We start from the raw sequence: 15,387 nt of genomic DNA on the forward strand, positions 1-15,387 counted from the left end.
CTCAGGCCCCTCCCGCGTCGGTGAACCCGTGGTGCGCGATCTCCAGGGTCTCCGTCGCCACGGACGGGTTCCCCGGATCCAGGCTCGGCCCGGTCCACCGGACCGGCAGCACCTCCACCAGACCCCACTGCGCCACCACCGACTTGTCGGCCCGCAGCGCCGCGATCTGCGCCGTCGGCCGGGTGATGCCGGTGGCCAGCGAGGAGATCCACGCGGCGACCCGCGCGGTGTCCGGGGTCAGCGGGCGGGTGAGACGGATGGTCGAGAAGGTGACACGGGTGGGCAGCTGCCAGACGAAGCCGTTGTTCCCGCCTTCTTGGCGCTGCTCCACCTGCACCTCGGAGGCGAGACCGTCACAGCCGTTGAACAGGCCGAGGTCCTGACCGTCGATCGTCAGTCTGAAGAAGATGGTGGAGGCGGGGTCCAGGGGCTGGGGCATAGGAGTTCTCTCGGACTCGGTGGGGAGGGTGGCGACGGACGGACGGGGGCGGCGCTCTCTCAGCGCCCGTGATCACGCAACCGGCCCACCCGCTCCCGGTCCGCCCGCAGCTCGGCGCGCAACAGCCGGGACAGCGGCGTGACCAGCCGCCGCGCCAACTCGTCCAACTGCGCGGGCGAAGCGGAGGCCGCGGCCCCCGCCGCCTGCTCCGGAGCCGGAGCCGGAGCCGCCGGCGCGGGCGCGGAACCGGTCGAGCGCTGCACGGGCGGACGGGGCGGGAGAGGGGTGGGGATGACCGGCGCCGGTGCGGGTGCCGGCGCGGTGGCACTCGGCTGCACCGGTCGGCTCGGCGCGGGCGGCGCCACGACGGCCGGCGCCTGCTGCACCGCGACCGGCGTGCGCACGGGCCGCGCGGGACGGGGCGCGGACAGGGGTACGACGGGGGGCGCGGGGGTGCTGCGCTGCACGGCGACCGGACCACCGGGGGCGGTGGGGGTGACGGGCGCGGGGGGTGCGACGGGTCCGGCGGGCGCCGGGGCGTTCGGCGTCGCGTGCTGAGGAGCGAGGGGGCGCGCCGTCGCCAGGGGCAGCGGAGCGGGTCCCGTCGTCCGGGCGAGGGGGAGCGCGATGCGCTGGACGGGGGCGGCGGGGCGGGGTGCGGCCGGTGCCGGGGCGGGGGCGGGGCTGCGCTGGAGGGCGGGTTGCCCGGCGGGCGGCTGCGGCGCCGGGGGCGCCGTGGGCGTGACCGAGGGGAGCGCGGGGAGCGCGGCCGCCTCGGGCGTCGCCGACCGCGCGGACGCCGCGGAAGTCGCGGACGGAGCCGGGGGTGCCGTGGGTGTGACGCGTGCCGGAGCGGTGGCCGGAGCAGGGGCCGCGGTGACCTGTCCCGGAGTGCCGGACGCACGCGGGGTGGCTGCGGGCGTCGGCCGTACGGGAGTCATGGAGGGCGCCGCCGGAGGCGTGACCGGACCCGGGGTGACGGACGGGGCCGGCGCGCCCTTGGGGGCCCGCTGTACGGGAGTGCTGGACGGCGCCGTGGGCGTGACCGGCACCGGGGCGGCCTTGGCGGCCCGCTGCACGGGTGCGCCGGACCGCGCCGAGGGGGCTGCGGGCGTGCTCTGCGCCGGGGCGCTCGACGGACCGGACGCTGCTCCGGGGGTCGGCCGCGCGGGGGTGCCGGACGGAGCGGCGGAGGCCGGGGGCGTGACCCGGGCCGGAGCGGTGGACGGAGCCGGGGCCGCTGCGGGCGTGTTCCGCGCCGGGCTCGTCGCGGGGGCCGGCGCCGGGGGCGTGACTCGCGCCGGAGCGGCGGAGTGGATCGGGGTCGCGGTGTGGGAGGCCTGCGAGGGAGGCGTCGACGGAGCCGGGGCCGGGGCGGCCGCGGCCGGTGCCGGCTGCGCGGGGGTGATCGGCGGGCCGATCGGGGAACGCCGGGGCCGGGGCCCGGACGGAGCCGAGGGCGGCTCCGCCACGGCTCGCTGGACGGGCGCCCCGACTCCCTTGCGGACCGGGGCCGTCGGCGTCGCCGTGCTCCAGTCGGCGCCCGGAGCGCGGCGGGAGCGGCGCACCGGGGGGCCGGACCGCGCGCCGGCGTCGGCGGCCGGGGTCACGGGCCCGTCGAGGGGAGCCGGAACCGGGACGTCGAGGGGCCGCGCGGGTGCGGCGGCCGGGGCCGCGCTGCGGGCGACGGTGACGGTGTCCTGGGCGGCGGAAGCGGCGGAAGCGGCGGAAGCGGCGGACGCGGCGGAAGCGGCGCTCTCGGCCCGCTGCACCGGCGGCGTCGGCTGCGGCGTGCCGGGCGCGGCGACCGGGGCCAGGCGTCGCTGCGGTGCCGTGCCGGCCGTGGCGCGCGCCGTCGTGAGGAACGCGTCGCGTACGGGGCGGGCGACGGGCGTCACGCGGGCGTCCGCGGCGGGCCGGACCGGGTGCGCCGGTTCGGCCCGCCGGACGGCAGCGGCGTTCGGCACGGGGGAGGGGCCCACGGCCGAGTCGCCCCTGGCGGGGAGCGCCGCAGGGTCGGCGCTCGTCTTGGAGGCGCGCTGGACGGGGGCGGCGGCTGCCGAGGTGTCCTGCGCGCGCGTGGGTGCGGGTGCCGTCCCGGTCGTCGGGACGACGGGACGCACGGGCTCCGTCGCCCGGGACGTGCGGGAAGTCGGGGCCGGTCCCTCGGCGGGTGTGCCGGAGGTGGAGTGCGCCGTCCCGGTCGCCCGGGCCCGGCTGACGGGCGTCGCGGCGGCATCCGCCGGAGCCGCCTTCGCCGTGGCCCGCTGGACGGCCGGGCCGGAAGCGCCGGGGGTGCCGGGCGTGACAGACGTGCTGGATGTGCCGGATGTGACAGACGTGCCGCCGGCGCGCGGGGCGGGCGTGGCCGCCGAACCCGTGGCCGTGGCCCGTTGGACGGGCGCCGCCGGGGCCGGCGTGGCCGCCGCACCGGCGGCGGTGGTGTCCACGGCGGGCGTGACCGGCGTCGCGCCCGGGTCGCCGGACGCGCGCCGCGAGGTTCCGGTGGTGTCCTTCGCCCGCTGGACCCGCGGGGGCCCGGCCGCCGGGCCGGGTACGCCGGAGGCCCGCTGGACGGGTGCGGCAGGAGCCGCCGAACGCGCCGCTCCGGCCGCCCGGTTCACGGGCGTGGCCCCGGTGTCCGTGGCCCGCCGGGCGGGCGCGGCACCCGTCGGAGCCGGGGCGGCAGCCGTGCCCCGCCCGGCCGTCGTGGTCCCTTCCGGCGCCGTCACCGGCAGCCGTACGGCCGGGAGTTCGGTGCCGGCCGGGCGGTCCGGGATCACGCGGACGGCGTCGAGGAGGAGGCCGCCCGGGGCGGACGGGGTGCGGCCGTGGCCGAGTTCACGCTGGAAGGAGGGGTCCGCGTGGGTCGCGAGGGCGGCGGAGAAGGACGGGTCGGCGACCCGCTGCGGCGGGGCGAGGACGCGCTGGACCGGCGGGAGCGCCGCCCACGCGTCGCCCCGGCCCGGTCGCGGCGCCGCCGCGGCCTCCGGCGACGGCGTCGGCGACGTGCCGCCGGAGCCGCCGCGCCGCGACTTCCACCTGCCGAACATTCCCATCCCCTCCTGCTCCCTCACTGCTCACGTACGCCCGCCTACGGTGCCGACCGCTCCACCAGTGACGCGGCCCGCTCGACGTACCGCCTGCGGTCCCCGTGTTCGAGGTCTAGGACGTCGTCCAGGGACCAGTGGAAGTGGTAGGCGAGGTACGCGGTCTCCTCCTCGATGCGGTCGGCCGCGTACGTCACGATTCCCCCAGGCGGCTCCCGGCCAGCTCGACCTCGAAGGACTCCGAGCAGTGCGGGCAGGCCACGGCGGCCCGGGTGTGGCCCTCCGCGTTGATCTGCCGGTAGAAGTCCTGGAGGAACGCCAGGTCGGAGGCGAACATGTTCTCCACCGTCCCGTCGTGCACCGACGGCAGCGTGCCGAGCCGGGTGACGACCCGGCCCAGCAGGACGACCGACAGGTACGCGGGGTTCTCCCGTACCCGGACGTCACGCAGCGGGACGAGCTCGTCCCGGGCGGTCGCCAGCCGCATCGCACCGCGGCGGTGCACGGTGCCGGACTCGTCGACGTACCCGCGCGGCAGCTCGAACTCGAACTCCGTGCGCAGCGGCTCGCGTCGCTCCTCGGCGGCTGCGGAAGAGGGCGCGGACGCGCCCCCGGGGGATTCGCGTCGCATTACTCGATGACCAGCTCTTCGAACACGATGGTGACGGTCTCGGTGAGCGCGGCGGCGTCGCCGGCCTTGACCCCGCTCGTGTCGACCTTGCTGCACCAGGCGTTGCGCAGGTTGTACCGCTTCACCGGGTTGTTCTGGAAGTCCATCATCATGATCGAGGCGTTCTTGCGCGCCGATCCCATGTCACCAGCGATGGACTGGTTGATCCACTCGTTGAAGGTGGCGCTCTGCGTCATGCCGCGCACGACCGTGCACTGGCCGGCCTTCTTCACACCGGGCATCTTCTTCACGACGGGCTTGCCGTCGGCCGAGACCTGCTGGTACTCGATGACGTCCTGCTCCATCGACAGGCCGCTGACCTCCTGGAGGTACTCGACCATGACGCCGTCGATCTGGAGGCCGAAATTATGGGTGGTGAGGGCGTCACCGGGCTGCAGGGACATGCGGGGTCACTCCTTGGTTCTGGTTCGCTGAGGAAGGGCGCGCTCGGCGCGCGGTGGAGGGGGCGGGAGGGGTTTCCTCCCGCCGGGGAGGGGGCGCCTACTCCTCCAGCTCGCCCCCGCCGCCCTGGAACTGCGCCAGGCGGAAGACCACGAACTCCGCCGGCTTGACCGGCGCGATGCCGATCTCGCAGACCACGCGGCCGAGGTCCACGGACTCCGGCGGGTTGGTCTCCTCGTCGCACTTCACGTAGAACGCGTCCTCGGGGCGCTGCCCGAAGAGCGCCCCGGAGCGCCACTCGTTCACCAGGAACGCCGAGATGTTGCGCCGGATCCGGGCCCACAGGGCCTGGTCGTTCGGCTCGAAGACGACCCACTGGGTGCCGATGAGGATCGACTCTTCGAGGTAGTTGAAGTAGCGGCGCACGTTGAGGTAGCGCCACGCCGGGTCGGAGGCCAGGGTGCGGGCGCCCCACACGCGGATGCCGCGGCCCGGGAAGGCACGGATGCAGTTGACGCCGACGGGGTTGAGCAGGTCCTGCTCGCCGCGGGTGATCTGGAGCTCCAGGTCGACGGCACCGCGGACGATCTCGTTGGCGGGCGCCTTGTGCACACCGCGCTCGGAGTCGTTGCGGGCCCACACGCCGGCCATGTGGCCCGACGGCGGGACGGTGCGGGTCTGACCGGTGGCCGGGTCGAAGGACTTGATCCACGGGTAGTACAGGGCCGCGTAGCGCGAGTCGTAACCGGCCGTCTCCTGCCGCCACTTGCGGATGTCGCGGGCGTTCATGGCGGGCGGCGGGTCGAGCAGCGCCATCCGGTCGCCCATCAGCTCGCAGTGCGCGATGAGGCCGAGCTGGACGGCCTTGACCTGCTCCAGGTCGATGAGCCCCTGCTGGTAGGCGGCCATCAGGTCGGGCACCGCGACCATGGCGATCTCGTCGAGCGCCTCCAGGCCGCCGAAGCCGGTGCGGTCCGCCGAGTCGCCGATGAACTGGCCCGACTCCAGGGCCTTGTCCTGGCCGGCGCGGGCCGCGGGCACGGCCACCGGGGCCGGGGCGGGCGGGGTGAGGGTCACCGACTGCGCCTCGGGGCGGGCGAGCGCGGCACCGGCCGTCTCCTCCACCACGATCGTCTTGGACCGCTGGCGGACCTGGGTGACGACGAAGTTGCGGGCGCTCTTCTTCGCGCTGACCTCGAAGCTCTCGACGGCCTTGTCGCCGTCCTTCACGACCAGCTTGAAACGCTCGTCGTCGCCCTCGGCCTCCTGCACCTCGACGGTGAGCGTGCCGTCCGCGCCGGACCCGGCGGCGATCGCGGCGACGCGGAAGGCGCCGAGCGCGACGGCGGTTCCGGGCAGCAGCTCCCTCGGGGCGTCCGTACCGCTCGCACCGGTGGCCGAGGGCAGCGCCCCGGAGGCGTCCCCGCCGCCCACCCGGACGATGTACGCGGCGGTGCCACCGTTGTTGAAGAAGCCGTAGACGGAGTGCGCCAGGTAGTACCCGTCCGCGAAGTCGCCGAAGGAGGCCACGTACTGGGACCAGTTGGTCACCAGCGTCGGCTCGTGCAGCGGTCCGGTCGGCGCGAGTCCGACGAACGCGGCGACGGAGGTGCCGACCCCCTCGATGGGGCGGGAGCCGCTGGCGACTTCCTCGACGTAGACACCGGGGGAGAGGTAGGTGGGCATGGGTGCGAGCGCTCCTCGATGGGTACGGAGGACGGGAAAGGGGCGGTGACGCTTCCGACCCTCTCCCGCCCGCGCGCCCCGGCGCGTGGACGAACGGGCGGTGCCGAGGGCAGCGAACGCTGCCTGACCGGACATCAGGAAGGGGCGCCCGTACGGAAGGGCAGCCCGGCCTGCCCCCGTCCCGGGACCTTCGGACACGCCCGCACCGCCCGCCCGCCCGTAGCCTGCCGCCCATGACCATCTGGACCTCTCTGGACCCGGCCGCCGTGGCCGTGGAGCCCGGTTCCCGGGCCACCGCCCGGCTCCGGGTGCGGAACACCGGCGACACCGTCGAGGAGTACCGCCTTTCCCTCGTCGGCAGGCCCGCCGGCTGGGGCCGCGTCGAACCCGATGTGCTGCGCCTCTACCCGGGCGCGGAGGGGACCGCGGAGATCTCGTTCGCCCCGCCGCGCACCCCGGACGCGGAGGCCGGCCCCGCCGCCTACGGCATCCGGGTCGAGCCGCGGGAGAACACCGCGGTACGGGACGTCGTCGAGGGGCAGCTCACCATCGCCCCCTTCACGGAGATCCGGGCCGAACTCCTGCCGCCCGCCCTGACCGGCCGGTTCCGGGGCCGGGCCCGCGCCGCCGTCGACAACCTCGGCAACACGCCGGTCACCGCCTCCCTGGTGGCCCGCGACGAGACCGACGCCCTCGAGTTCGACCTGGCGCCGAACGCCGTGCGCGTGGACCCGGGCCGGGCCGCCTTCGCCGCCCTGACGCTGCGCCCCCGCGCCATCCGGTGGACCGGCAGCGAGCAGACCCACCGCTTCACCCTCGCGCTGCGCAGGTCGGGCGACGACACCGGCCAGGAGCTGGAGGGCAGTTACGTCCAGCGGCCGGTCATCGGGGCCTGGCTGATGTCGGTCGGCGGACTGCTCACCGCGGCGGTCATCGCCTTCGCGGTGCTGTGGTTCGGCTTCTCGCCGAAGATCGGCAGCTCGGCCAAGGAACTGCTCGCCTCGGGCGCCCCCAACCCCGTCCAGCAGGGCGACGGGAAGAACCTCCCGACCCCGCCGCCGCTGCCCCCGAACACCGGCGACGACGCCGGCGGCGGCCCCGGCGGCGCGTCGCCGCCGCCCGCCGACGGGGGAGACCCCGACACCGGCGGCGCCCCGCCGCCCTCCGACGACGGCGGCACCGGTGACGGAGGCGGTGGCGGTGGCGGTGGCGGCGGGACCGTCGGCGGAGGCGGTGGCGGCGGCTCCGCGCAGCGGCCCAACGTGCCGCCGCCCGCGAAGACCGGCCCGCCCTGGGGCCTCGGCTACCAGAAGCACGTCGTCGTCGAGTTCGCCCAGCAACGCCTGGTCGCGCTGGAGAACGCGTGCAGCCCGCGCAGCTTCACCCGCGGCGTGATCGACGCGCCGACCCGCGCCGCGCTCGTCTGCTACCAGCACGCCGTCGACAACAGCGGCAAGAACCCCACGAAGATCCTCGCCGTCGAGAAGGAGGGCATGCTGGGCCCGGCCACCCTCACCTCGCTGTGGATGCAGGGGGTCACGCCCGACATGGTCAAGAAGGGCGGCAGGAGCTGGGAGACCACCCGCCTGATGGCCGCCTTCTACTGGGCGATGAACGGGACGTTCGACGCCCATGACATGGACGTCGCCTCGACCAACGCCGAGCTCGGCATCGACTACTTCCGGAACAACTCCGTCCCGGGCCCGGCCTCCCCGTACAACGACAACGTCACCGCGCACATCCGCGACTACCAGAAGGCCATGGGCCTGACGGTGAACGGCACGGCCGACTGGGCCACCATCCGCACCATGCTCGGCGGCGGCGTCATCTGGCGCGGCTGACACAGACCGAGGAGGCCCGCCAGTCCCCCGCCGGCGGGCCTCCTCTTTCCCTTCCCCTCTACGGGGCCCAGGGCACCCCGGCGTCCGGCAGCAGCCGGCCCGCCTTCTGGTACTCGCGCCGGGCCCCCGCCCGTACGTCCTCCCCGGTCACCGCGTCGCCGCGGGCCGCCGCCAGATACCCGGCGGTCACCGCCGCCGCCCTGATCGCACCGCCCGCCAGCTCGAACGCCTTCGCGCAGTCGGTGATCGCGTCCGGCAGGTCCGGGGCCTGCGGGGCGCCCGCCAGGCACGCCTCCCACAGCGAGAGCCGCTGCTCCGCGTCGGGGAACGGGAACTCCACGACCAGGTCGAGCCGTCGGGTGAACGCCTCGTCGATGTTGGCCCGCAGGTTGGTCGTCAGCACCGCGATCCCGTCGAAGGCCTCCAGCCGCTGGAGCAGATAGGCGCTCTCCAGGTTCGCGTAGCGGTCGTGCGAGCTGCGCACCTCGGAGCGCTTGCCGAAGACCGCGTCGGCCTCGTCGAAGAGCAGCACGCAGTCCGTGCGGTCGACCTCCGCGAAGATCCGCTCCAGGTTCTTCTCGGTCTCGCCCACGTACTTGTCGACCACCGACGACAGGTCCACCACGTAGAGGTCCAGGCCGAGTTCGCCCGCGACCACCTCCGCGCCCAGCGTCTTGCCGGTGCCCGACTCGCCGGCGAACAGGGCCACGATCCCGCGCCCGCGTCCGCCGCCGGTCCGCAGCCGCCAGGTCCCCAGCACCCTGTCCCGGTGCCGGGCCCGCGCGGTCAGCTCGTGCAGCTCCCGCAGCGGCTCCTCGGGCAGCACCAGATCGGCGAACCCGACCTCCGGGCTGACCCGGCGGGCATGGCTGTCGAGCAGCGGCGCCGACATCAGACGCGCCCCGCGCTGCACGTGCGCGGCCGTCAGCGCGGTCCCCTCGAAGGCGGCCAGGGCCAGCGCCGAACGGGCCGCCCGGCGGATCCGACCGCCGCCGAGCCGGTACGGGGCGACCGCCTCGGCCAGGTCGAAGGCGGGCTCCTCGGGGCCGAGTTCGCGGCGCCACAGCTCGGCGGAGCCCACGTCGTCCCCGGGCGCCTCCAGGGCCAGGATCTCCACCGGCGACGCCCAGCGCGGGTCCGGGGCGTCGGTCCCCGCGAGGACGACCGTCACGTCCGGCGCGGCCAGGGCGCGCACCAGCGGACCGGCGTCCCGGGGCAGCGGCTCGACGACGACGGCCGCACCCCGCAGCCGGGCCTCCCGCAGCAGTACGGGCGCCACGGCGGCGGCGCCGTCGTCACCGGCGCGCAGCCGCAGCACCGGTCGTCCGGAGGCGCACAGGGCCGTGGCGACGGCGTCGGCGGCGACCCCGGGGATCCGTTCGCGCAGATGGACGGTGACGGGCGCGGCGGCCCGGACCCGCGCGGCGAGCCCGTCCAGCGCCTCGGACGCGGTGACCGGCTCGTCCGCCGTGGGCGGCAGCAGCTCCACTCCGGTGCCCCGCAGGGCCGGGTCGAGCCTGCCGTCGTCGCCGAGCAGATGGGCCACCACCCGCTCCGGCACGCGCAGCGCGCGCCCGGGCAGCGGCCGGTCCTCGTCCTCGACGACCAGCAGACCGCCGGCGCACAGCGGGGCGGCGGGATGGAAGCGGTCGCGGGCGGCGGCCTCGTGCGGGCCGGTGCCGGCGAGCCCGAGGGCGATCCCCACGGTCGCCCGCCGCCGCCCGACGTCGTCGTTGAGATACCCGAACAGCGGCTCGAACGACCGGTCCACGTCGGGCGCGAGGGCCATCAGCAGGATGTGCGCGTCCAGCGCGCTGAGCCCGAACGCCCCGACGAGCCCGCCGAGCCGGTCGAGCCCGCCGGTGTCGGCAGCGGCGTCCCCGGCCGTCCCGTCCGCGATGCCGGCCGCCGCGTCCGCGTCCCACGCGGTTCCGGTTCCGTCGAGGGGCCGGGCCGCCGCCCGCAGGGCCGCGTCCGGTGTCACGTACAGGCCGCGCAGCGGGTCGCCGGCCGACGGGTCGTCGGCGGCGCGGCTCTCGACCACGCCCACCAGCCGCTCCCGCAGGGCCGCGAGGCGCCCGGTCAGCGAGGGGCCGCTCACGGCAGGTACTCCGTCCGCCGGATCACGCGGGGCGCGGAGTCCGACGGGACGCCGTCCTTGCCGCGCACCGTGACGACCGCGCCCTCGGTGACCGGCGGCGCCACGTCGTACACGGGGACGACCGGGAACGGGGTGGTGATCACCACGTCGAGCGAGGGCTTCAGCTCCCCGCCGAGCGCCGACCAGATGTCCGCCAGCGAACGCGACTCGCCCGGCGGCACGGCGACGGTCAGCGGCAGCGCCGGGGTGCCCGTGGGTCCGCGCAGCACCTCGGGGACCACCTCCTCCGGCAGCGCCTCGTGCGGCAGCAGCAGCGCCAGGGCGCTGGAGAGCAGCCGGTGTTCGTCCTCGGGCCGGGCGGTCCACGCGGTCACCAGGTAGGAGAGGCGGAACCAGCGGCGCGGCTGGCGGCGGCGCACCACGGCCCCCCGGGCGTCGCGCTCCGCGTACGCGCCGCGCTCGCGGCGGGCCACGTCCTCGCGGATGTCGAAGAGGTACGCGTTGAGGGTCGGCGCGTTGCGGCGGGCGGCCCAGTCGCGGGTGGGCGGGTCGAAGGAGACGTCGCCGGTGACGGCGGGGGCCAGGAGGCGGCCGAGCGCCCCGTCGATCTCGTGGATCATCAGATGTAGCCCTCGCGGAGTGCGTACGCCACGGCATGAGCCCGGTTGGCGAGATGGAGACGCGTCATCAGCGCGTGCAGGATGTTCTTGACGGTGCGTTCCGAGTAGGCCAGCTTCTCGCTGATCTGCCGGGTGTCGAGGCCCTCGGCGAGCAGCCGCAGGACGTCGACCTCGCGCGGCGCCATCCCGAAGAGCGGCGCCGTCCCCGTGGTCGCGGTGGTCGTGGCCCGCTGGAGTCGTCCCACCTGGTTGAGGAGCCGGCTGATCAGGTCCGGCGGCAGTTCCCCGTCGCCGCGCGCCGCGCTGTGCACGGCGTTGAGGAGCCGCTGTTCGGTGGCCTGGTGGCGCCACAGGATGGCCCGCACCCCGTACTCGACGACCGTCAGCAGGTCCGGCTCGCGCAGTTCCCCGGCGACGAGCACCACCCGCTGGTCCCCGCCGCGCAGGACGCGCCGCAGTGCGGTGGTGGCCGAATCGTCGATCCGGTCGGCGAGCATCACGGCGACGGAGGGCGTGCCGGTCTGCGGCTCGCCCGTCTCGTCGGCCGTGTGCTCGGGCACCACCTCGATGGACGGCTGGTGTTGAAGATGGCTGATGAGCCCGGCCCGGCTGAGCGGATCGGTAGCGTGGACGGTCACTGCCACGCGCTTGGTGAGCATGCCCGAATGCCTGCCCTTCCCCCAAGAATGTGCTGGTAGACAGCCGGTCGCCCGGCTGTTTCATTGGTCTCCACCACAGTCACGGGGGCCACTTCCGTCCCGTTGTCGCCCCGCTAACGCACGGCTAACGCTCCGTCGCCGTATCCGTTGTCGGCGCCGCCTCGTCGAGCCGGCGCAGCTGCGCCTCCACTCGCTGCACGCTCTCCTTGTAGCCGTGCGCGAGACCCAGCTCCCTGGCCCGTACGAGCAGGGCGGCGGCCTCCTCGGTGCGGCCCAGGTCGATCAGGGCGGTGCCCGCCGTGGCCGTGAGCATACTGTGGCGCACGCCGACCAGGCCGTTGACGGTGTCGCCGTCCAGGGCGAGCCCCTCCCGGGCGCAGGCGAGGGCGCCCGCCGGGTCGCCCACCGCGAGCAGTTGGCGGGAGCGGTGCTCCATGGCCAGCAGCTCGGTCATGACGTCCCCGCTGCCCCGTACGAGTTCGGCGGCCCGCGCGGTGTGGCCGAGGGACTCGTCGCTGACGCCGAAGCGGTCGAGGGCGACGGCCAGGTTGACCAGCGCGGTCGCCTCGCTGGAGGGCTCGCCCGCGCGGGCGGCCAGCGGCGGCGCGAGACGCAGGTGGACCAGGGCCTCGGTGAGCCGGTTCTCCTGGGTGAGTATCCAGCCGAGGAGGGCACGGACCCGGGACTCGGCGTCGGCGTCCTTCTCCCGGGACGCGGAGTCGGCCGCGGCCTCCAGGAGCGGCACCCAGCCGTCGTGGCTGTGCCACAGGATGTACGGCCACTGGAGGACGGCCAGCCGCCAGGCCCGGTCGTGGAGACCGGCCGCGCGGGCGGCGGCGACCGCCGCCGCGAGGTTGTCGCGCTCGGCCGCGTACCAGAGCAGGGCCGCGTCCCGGCCCGCGAACTGCGCTGCGGTGCGGGGCAGTCGGGCGTTGGACGGGGCCACGCAGCACGGCTGGTCGTCGGGCTCGGCGGCGCGGGCGGCGGCCATGGCCGTGAGCGTGTAGTGGTCGAGGAGGCGCAGCAGGGCGTCCTCGTCGGCGTCGAGGCCGCGCGCGTAGAGCCGCACCAGGTCGTGCAGGGTGTGCCGGCCGGGCGCGTACTCGGTGAGCAGATGGGCGTCGCAGAGGCGGTCGAGGGCCTCGGCGGCCACCGGGGGCGTCCGGTCGAGCAGCGCCGCCGCCGCGTGCCGGTCGAGGTCCGTGCCGGGCACCACGCCCAGCTGCCGGAAGAGCCGCCCGGCCTCCTCGGGCAGGCCCTGCACGGTGAGACGGAGCGCGGCGGCCACGCCCTGTCCGTCGGCGCCCTCGGAGTCGTCCACCGACAGCAGGGACAACCGGCGCTGCTCGTCGGCGAGTTCAGCGGCCAGGTCGGCCAGCCGCCAGTGCGGGCGGGCGGCGAGCTGGGCGGCGGTCACCCGCAGCGCGAGCGGCAGCCCGTCGCAGAGCGCGGCGAGCCGGCGCGCGGCCGCCGGTTCGGCGTCCACCCGGTCCCCGCCGACCGCGGCGGCGAGCAGGGCCGCCGAGTCGTCGAGCCCGAGGACGCCGAGCGGCACCGGGCGGGCGAGCTCGGTGACGACCAGGCCGCCGAGTCGCAGCCGCGAGGTGACCACGGTCGCGCTCCGCGCGCCGGCCGGCAGCAGCGGCCGGGCCCGGTCGGCACTGCGCACGTTGTCCAGGACGACGAGCAGCGCCCGGTCCTCGGTCAGCGAGCGGTACAGGGCGGCGGCGGCCGTCGGCGACTCCGGCACCTGGCGCGGCGGCACGCCGAGCGCGGGCAGGAACTCGCGGAGCACGTCGGCGCTGTCGACCCCGTCGTCGGGGCTGAAGCCCCGCAGATCGGCGTAGAGGACGCCGTCCGGGTAGTGGGAGGCGCGCCGGTGCGCCCAGTTCAGCGCGAGGGCGGTCTTGCCGACCCCGGCGGGTCCGGTGACCAGCGCGACCCGGGCCCGCTCGACGGCGGTGTCGAGGGCGGCCAGCTCCCGGGCCCGGCCGAGGAAGCCGCGCGGGGCGCGGGGCAGCAGGTCGGGCGCGGGCAGCGAGGGGGCCGGCGGTCCGGGCTCGGCGGCCGGGGGGTCCGCCGGCTCGGGCCAGTCGGCCGGACCGCCCGCCAGGGGCGCGTCGCCGGCGCTGGGCGGGGCGGCCGGCGGGGTGCCGCGCAGCACGGCCTCGTACGCCGCCCGCAGCGCCGGGCCCGGGTCCACGCCCAGCTCGTCGGCGAGCTGGGTCCGGGTGCGGTGGTAGCAGTCGAGCGCGTCCGACTGGTGGCCCGCCCGGTACAGCGACAGCATCAGGGCCGCCGCGAGGGACTCGCGCAGCGGGTTGGCGACGGCCTCGGCGCGCAGCAGTGCCGCCGCCTTCACGTGCTCGCCGAGCCGCCCGTACGCCGCCGCCAGCTGCTCGACGGTGACCAGCCGGGTCTCCTCCAGGGCGCGCGCGGCCACCACCAGCGGTTCGCTGCCGACCGTCCCGGTCATGGCGGGCCCCCGCCACAGGGCGAGCGCCTCGCGCAGCATCAGGACCGCGTCCGTGGGGTGCTTCTGGTGCCCGGCGAGCTGGACCAGCTCCTCGAAGCGGTACGCGTCCAGGAGGTGGTCGGGCATCCGCAGCTCGTAGGCCTGCCCGTGGGTGGCCAGCTCGACCCCGTACTCCCCGGCGCCGCCCTGCTCGAACAGGGCGCGCAGCCGTGAGACGTGGCCCTGCACGACGGTGCGGGCCCGGGCGGGCGGGCGTTCGTCCCAGACGGCGTCGATGAGCCGGTCCACCGGGACGACGGCGTTCGCCCGCAGCAGCAGCGCCGCGAGTACGCTGCGCCGCTTGGCGGGGCCGAGCGGCAGCTCACCTGCCTCGGCCGCGATGGACACCGTTCCGAGCAGGCGGAACTCCACCCGGCCCTCCTTCTCACTGAATCCTGTGGGCCTCCCAGTATCACCGTCCGCGATGCTCAGGCCTTTGTCGGGACCCTCCAGTTGTCCGGAACCGGACGGGCTCGGCGTGGTGCGGCTCGGTCAACCGGCCCCGCCGGGGTGCCGGACAGCACCGGACGGCACCGGACGGCACCGGACGGAACGGGACGGACTCAGGCGTTCGGGTCGAAGGGGATTCCGGCGGGCTTGGAGCGGCCGAGGTGGTACGCGAAGTCGACGTCCCTGATCTTGAGCGTGGCGGAGCCGAAGTCGGCTCCGGTCAGCCGGTCGCGCAGGCCGGCCGGATAGCCGTTCCAGCCGACCAGGCGCGGGTAGAACCAGCCGCCGGTGGCGTTCTCGATGCGGTCGTCGTCCGGGTTGGCGAAGCGGAAGCAGTGGGTCGAGGCCCCGTCCTTGTGGTAGACGACCTTGGGGTGGGTGCCGTCGAAGCGCACCGCCGAGCGGGCGGCGACCTGGTAGCCGCTGTGCTGGGAGACCGACACGTACTGGACCTGGTCGCCGCTGATCCAGACGACCACGTGCTCCCAGTCGTGGGTGTGCCCGATCGCCAGGGGACCCCAGGTCGCCTGGTCCTTCTCGAAGTAGCTCGCGTACATCACGGCGCACCAGCCGTTGTTGCACTTGCTGCGCGAGTAGCTGTTGGCGGCGGCCAGCTGGGCGGGGTCGTGGCACTTCCCGTTGACGGTGCCGCCCAGCTTGAGGCCGGGGTTGAGGGTGCCGTCCGCGCCGATGGCGGCGGTGACGTAGCAGCCGTCGGTGTCGTAGTCGTACGCGGGCGCGAAGGTCTGGTCGAGCCCGTCGGCGTTCTGCGGCAGCTGCGGCAGGACGGCGGCGTGGGCGGTGGCGGGGACGCCGAGGACGAGGGCCAGGGCGCACAGGAGCGCGGCGAGGGCGGAGCGCCGCCGCCCGGGCCGGGAGGGGGATGCTGGGGGTATCAGGTGCACGACGACTCCTCGCTCATGGGGGGTCCAGACGTTCGCAGGGCGCCCCTCG

At 75.9% G+C, this 15,387-nt stretch carries 12 protein-coding genes; 1 reads left to right on the forward strand and 11 read right to left on the reverse strand.

What is annotated here, in order from left to right; genetic code table 11:
• Position 1: 1 nt before the first annotated feature.
• The 6 genes from AB0Q96_RS32010 to AB0Q96_RS32035 all read right to left on the reverse strand — a co-directional run bounded on the left by AB0Q96_RS32010 (position 2) and on the right by AB0Q96_RS32035 (position 6,247).
• Positions 2–439 carry a phage tail protein gene (locus AB0Q96_RS32010; protein ID WP_365331614.1) on the reverse strand — a complete coding sequence of 146 codons (438 nt, stop codon included), beginning with the start codon at positions 437–439 and terminating at the stop codon, positions 2–4.
• Positions 440–498: 59 nt separating this feature from the next.
• Positions 499–3,492: a hypothetical protein gene (locus AB0Q96_RS32015; protein ID WP_365331616.1), complete on the reverse strand. Its 2,994-nt coding sequence runs from the start codon at positions 3,490–3,492 to the stop codon at positions 499–501.
• Positions 3,493–3,533: 41 nt separating this feature from the next.
• Complete coding sequence (locus AB0Q96_RS32020; protein ID WP_365331618.1) at positions 3,534–3,686, reverse strand: DUF6760 family protein; 153 nt, start codon at positions 3,684–3,686, stop codon at positions 3,534–3,536.
• A complete protein-coding gene (locus AB0Q96_RS32025; RefSeq protein ID WP_365331620.1) occupies positions 3,683–4,120 on the reverse strand; it encodes a hypothetical protein in 438 nt (145 codons plus the stop codon). Before AB0Q96_RS32025 ends, AB0Q96_RS32020 begins: the two co-directional genes overlap by 4 nt.
• Positions 4,120–4,563 carry a phage tail protein gene (locus AB0Q96_RS32030; RefSeq protein WP_365331622.1) on the reverse strand — a complete coding sequence of 148 codons (444 nt, stop codon included), beginning with the start codon at positions 4,561–4,563 and terminating at the stop codon, positions 4,120–4,122. The genes AB0Q96_RS32025 and AB0Q96_RS32030 overlap by 1 nt, the downstream gene beginning before the upstream one ends.
• Positions 4,564–4,660: 97 nt before the next feature.
• The gene (locus AB0Q96_RS32035; RefSeq protein WP_365331624.1) at positions 4,661–6,247 is read right to left on the reverse strand and encodes a phage tail sheath subtilisin-like domain-containing protein; all 1,587 of its coding nucleotides are present in this window, start codon (positions 6,245–6,247) and stop codon (positions 4,661–4,663) included.
• Between the two features lie 233 nt (positions 6,248–6,480).
• On the opposite strand from AB0Q96_RS32035, the gene AB0Q96_RS32040 reads away from it, so the two are divergent.
• Positions 6,481–8,088 carry a hydrolase gene (locus AB0Q96_RS32040; RefSeq protein WP_365331625.1) on the forward strand — a complete coding sequence of 536 codons (1,608 nt, stop codon included), beginning with the start codon at positions 6,481–6,483 and terminating at the stop codon, positions 8,086–8,088.
• Between the two features lie 58 nt (positions 8,089–8,146).
• Here the strand turns inward: AB0Q96_RS32040 and AB0Q96_RS32045 are convergent, their stop codons facing one another.
• From AB0Q96_RS32045 to AB0Q96_RS32065, 5 genes are all read right to left on the reverse strand, one after another.
• Positions 8,147–10,189, reverse strand: coding sequence for an ATP-binding protein (locus tag AB0Q96_RS32045; RefSeq protein ID WP_365331627.1), 2,043 nt, complete (start codon positions 10,187–10,189; stop codon positions 8,147–8,149).
• The gene (locus AB0Q96_RS32050; protein ID WP_365331628.1) at positions 10,186–10,809 is read right to left on the reverse strand and encodes a DUF4255 domain-containing protein; all 624 of its coding nucleotides are present in this window, start codon (positions 10,807–10,809) and stop codon (positions 10,186–10,188) included. Before AB0Q96_RS32050 ends, AB0Q96_RS32045 begins: the two co-directional genes overlap by 4 nt.
• On the reverse strand, positions 10,809–11,468 hold the full coding sequence (locus AB0Q96_RS32055; RefSeq protein WP_365331630.1) for a response regulator transcription factor: 660 nt from the start codon (positions 11,466–11,468) through the stop codon (positions 10,809–10,811). The genes AB0Q96_RS32050 and AB0Q96_RS32055 overlap by 1 nt, the downstream gene beginning before the upstream one ends.
• A gap of 124 nt (positions 11,469–11,592) precedes the next feature.
• Positions 11,593–14,355, reverse strand: a complete 2,763-nt coding sequence (locus AB0Q96_RS32060; RefSeq protein WP_365331632.1) for a transcriptional regulator — start codon at positions 14,353–14,355, stop codon at positions 11,593–11,595.
• Positions 14,356–14,546: 191 nt separating this feature from the next.
• Positions 14,547–15,332, reverse strand: coding sequence for an NPP1 family protein (locus AB0Q96_RS32065; protein WP_365331682.1), 786 nt, complete (start codon positions 15,330–15,332; stop codon positions 14,547–14,549).
• Positions 15,333–15,387 lie beyond the last annotated feature (55 nt).

The sequence above is a fragment of the Streptomyces sp. NPDC093111 genome, assembly GCF_040683955.1.
In the GTDB taxonomy this organism is placed as follows: Bacteria; Actinomycetota; Actinomycetes; order Streptomycetales; family Streptomycetaceae; genus Streptomyces.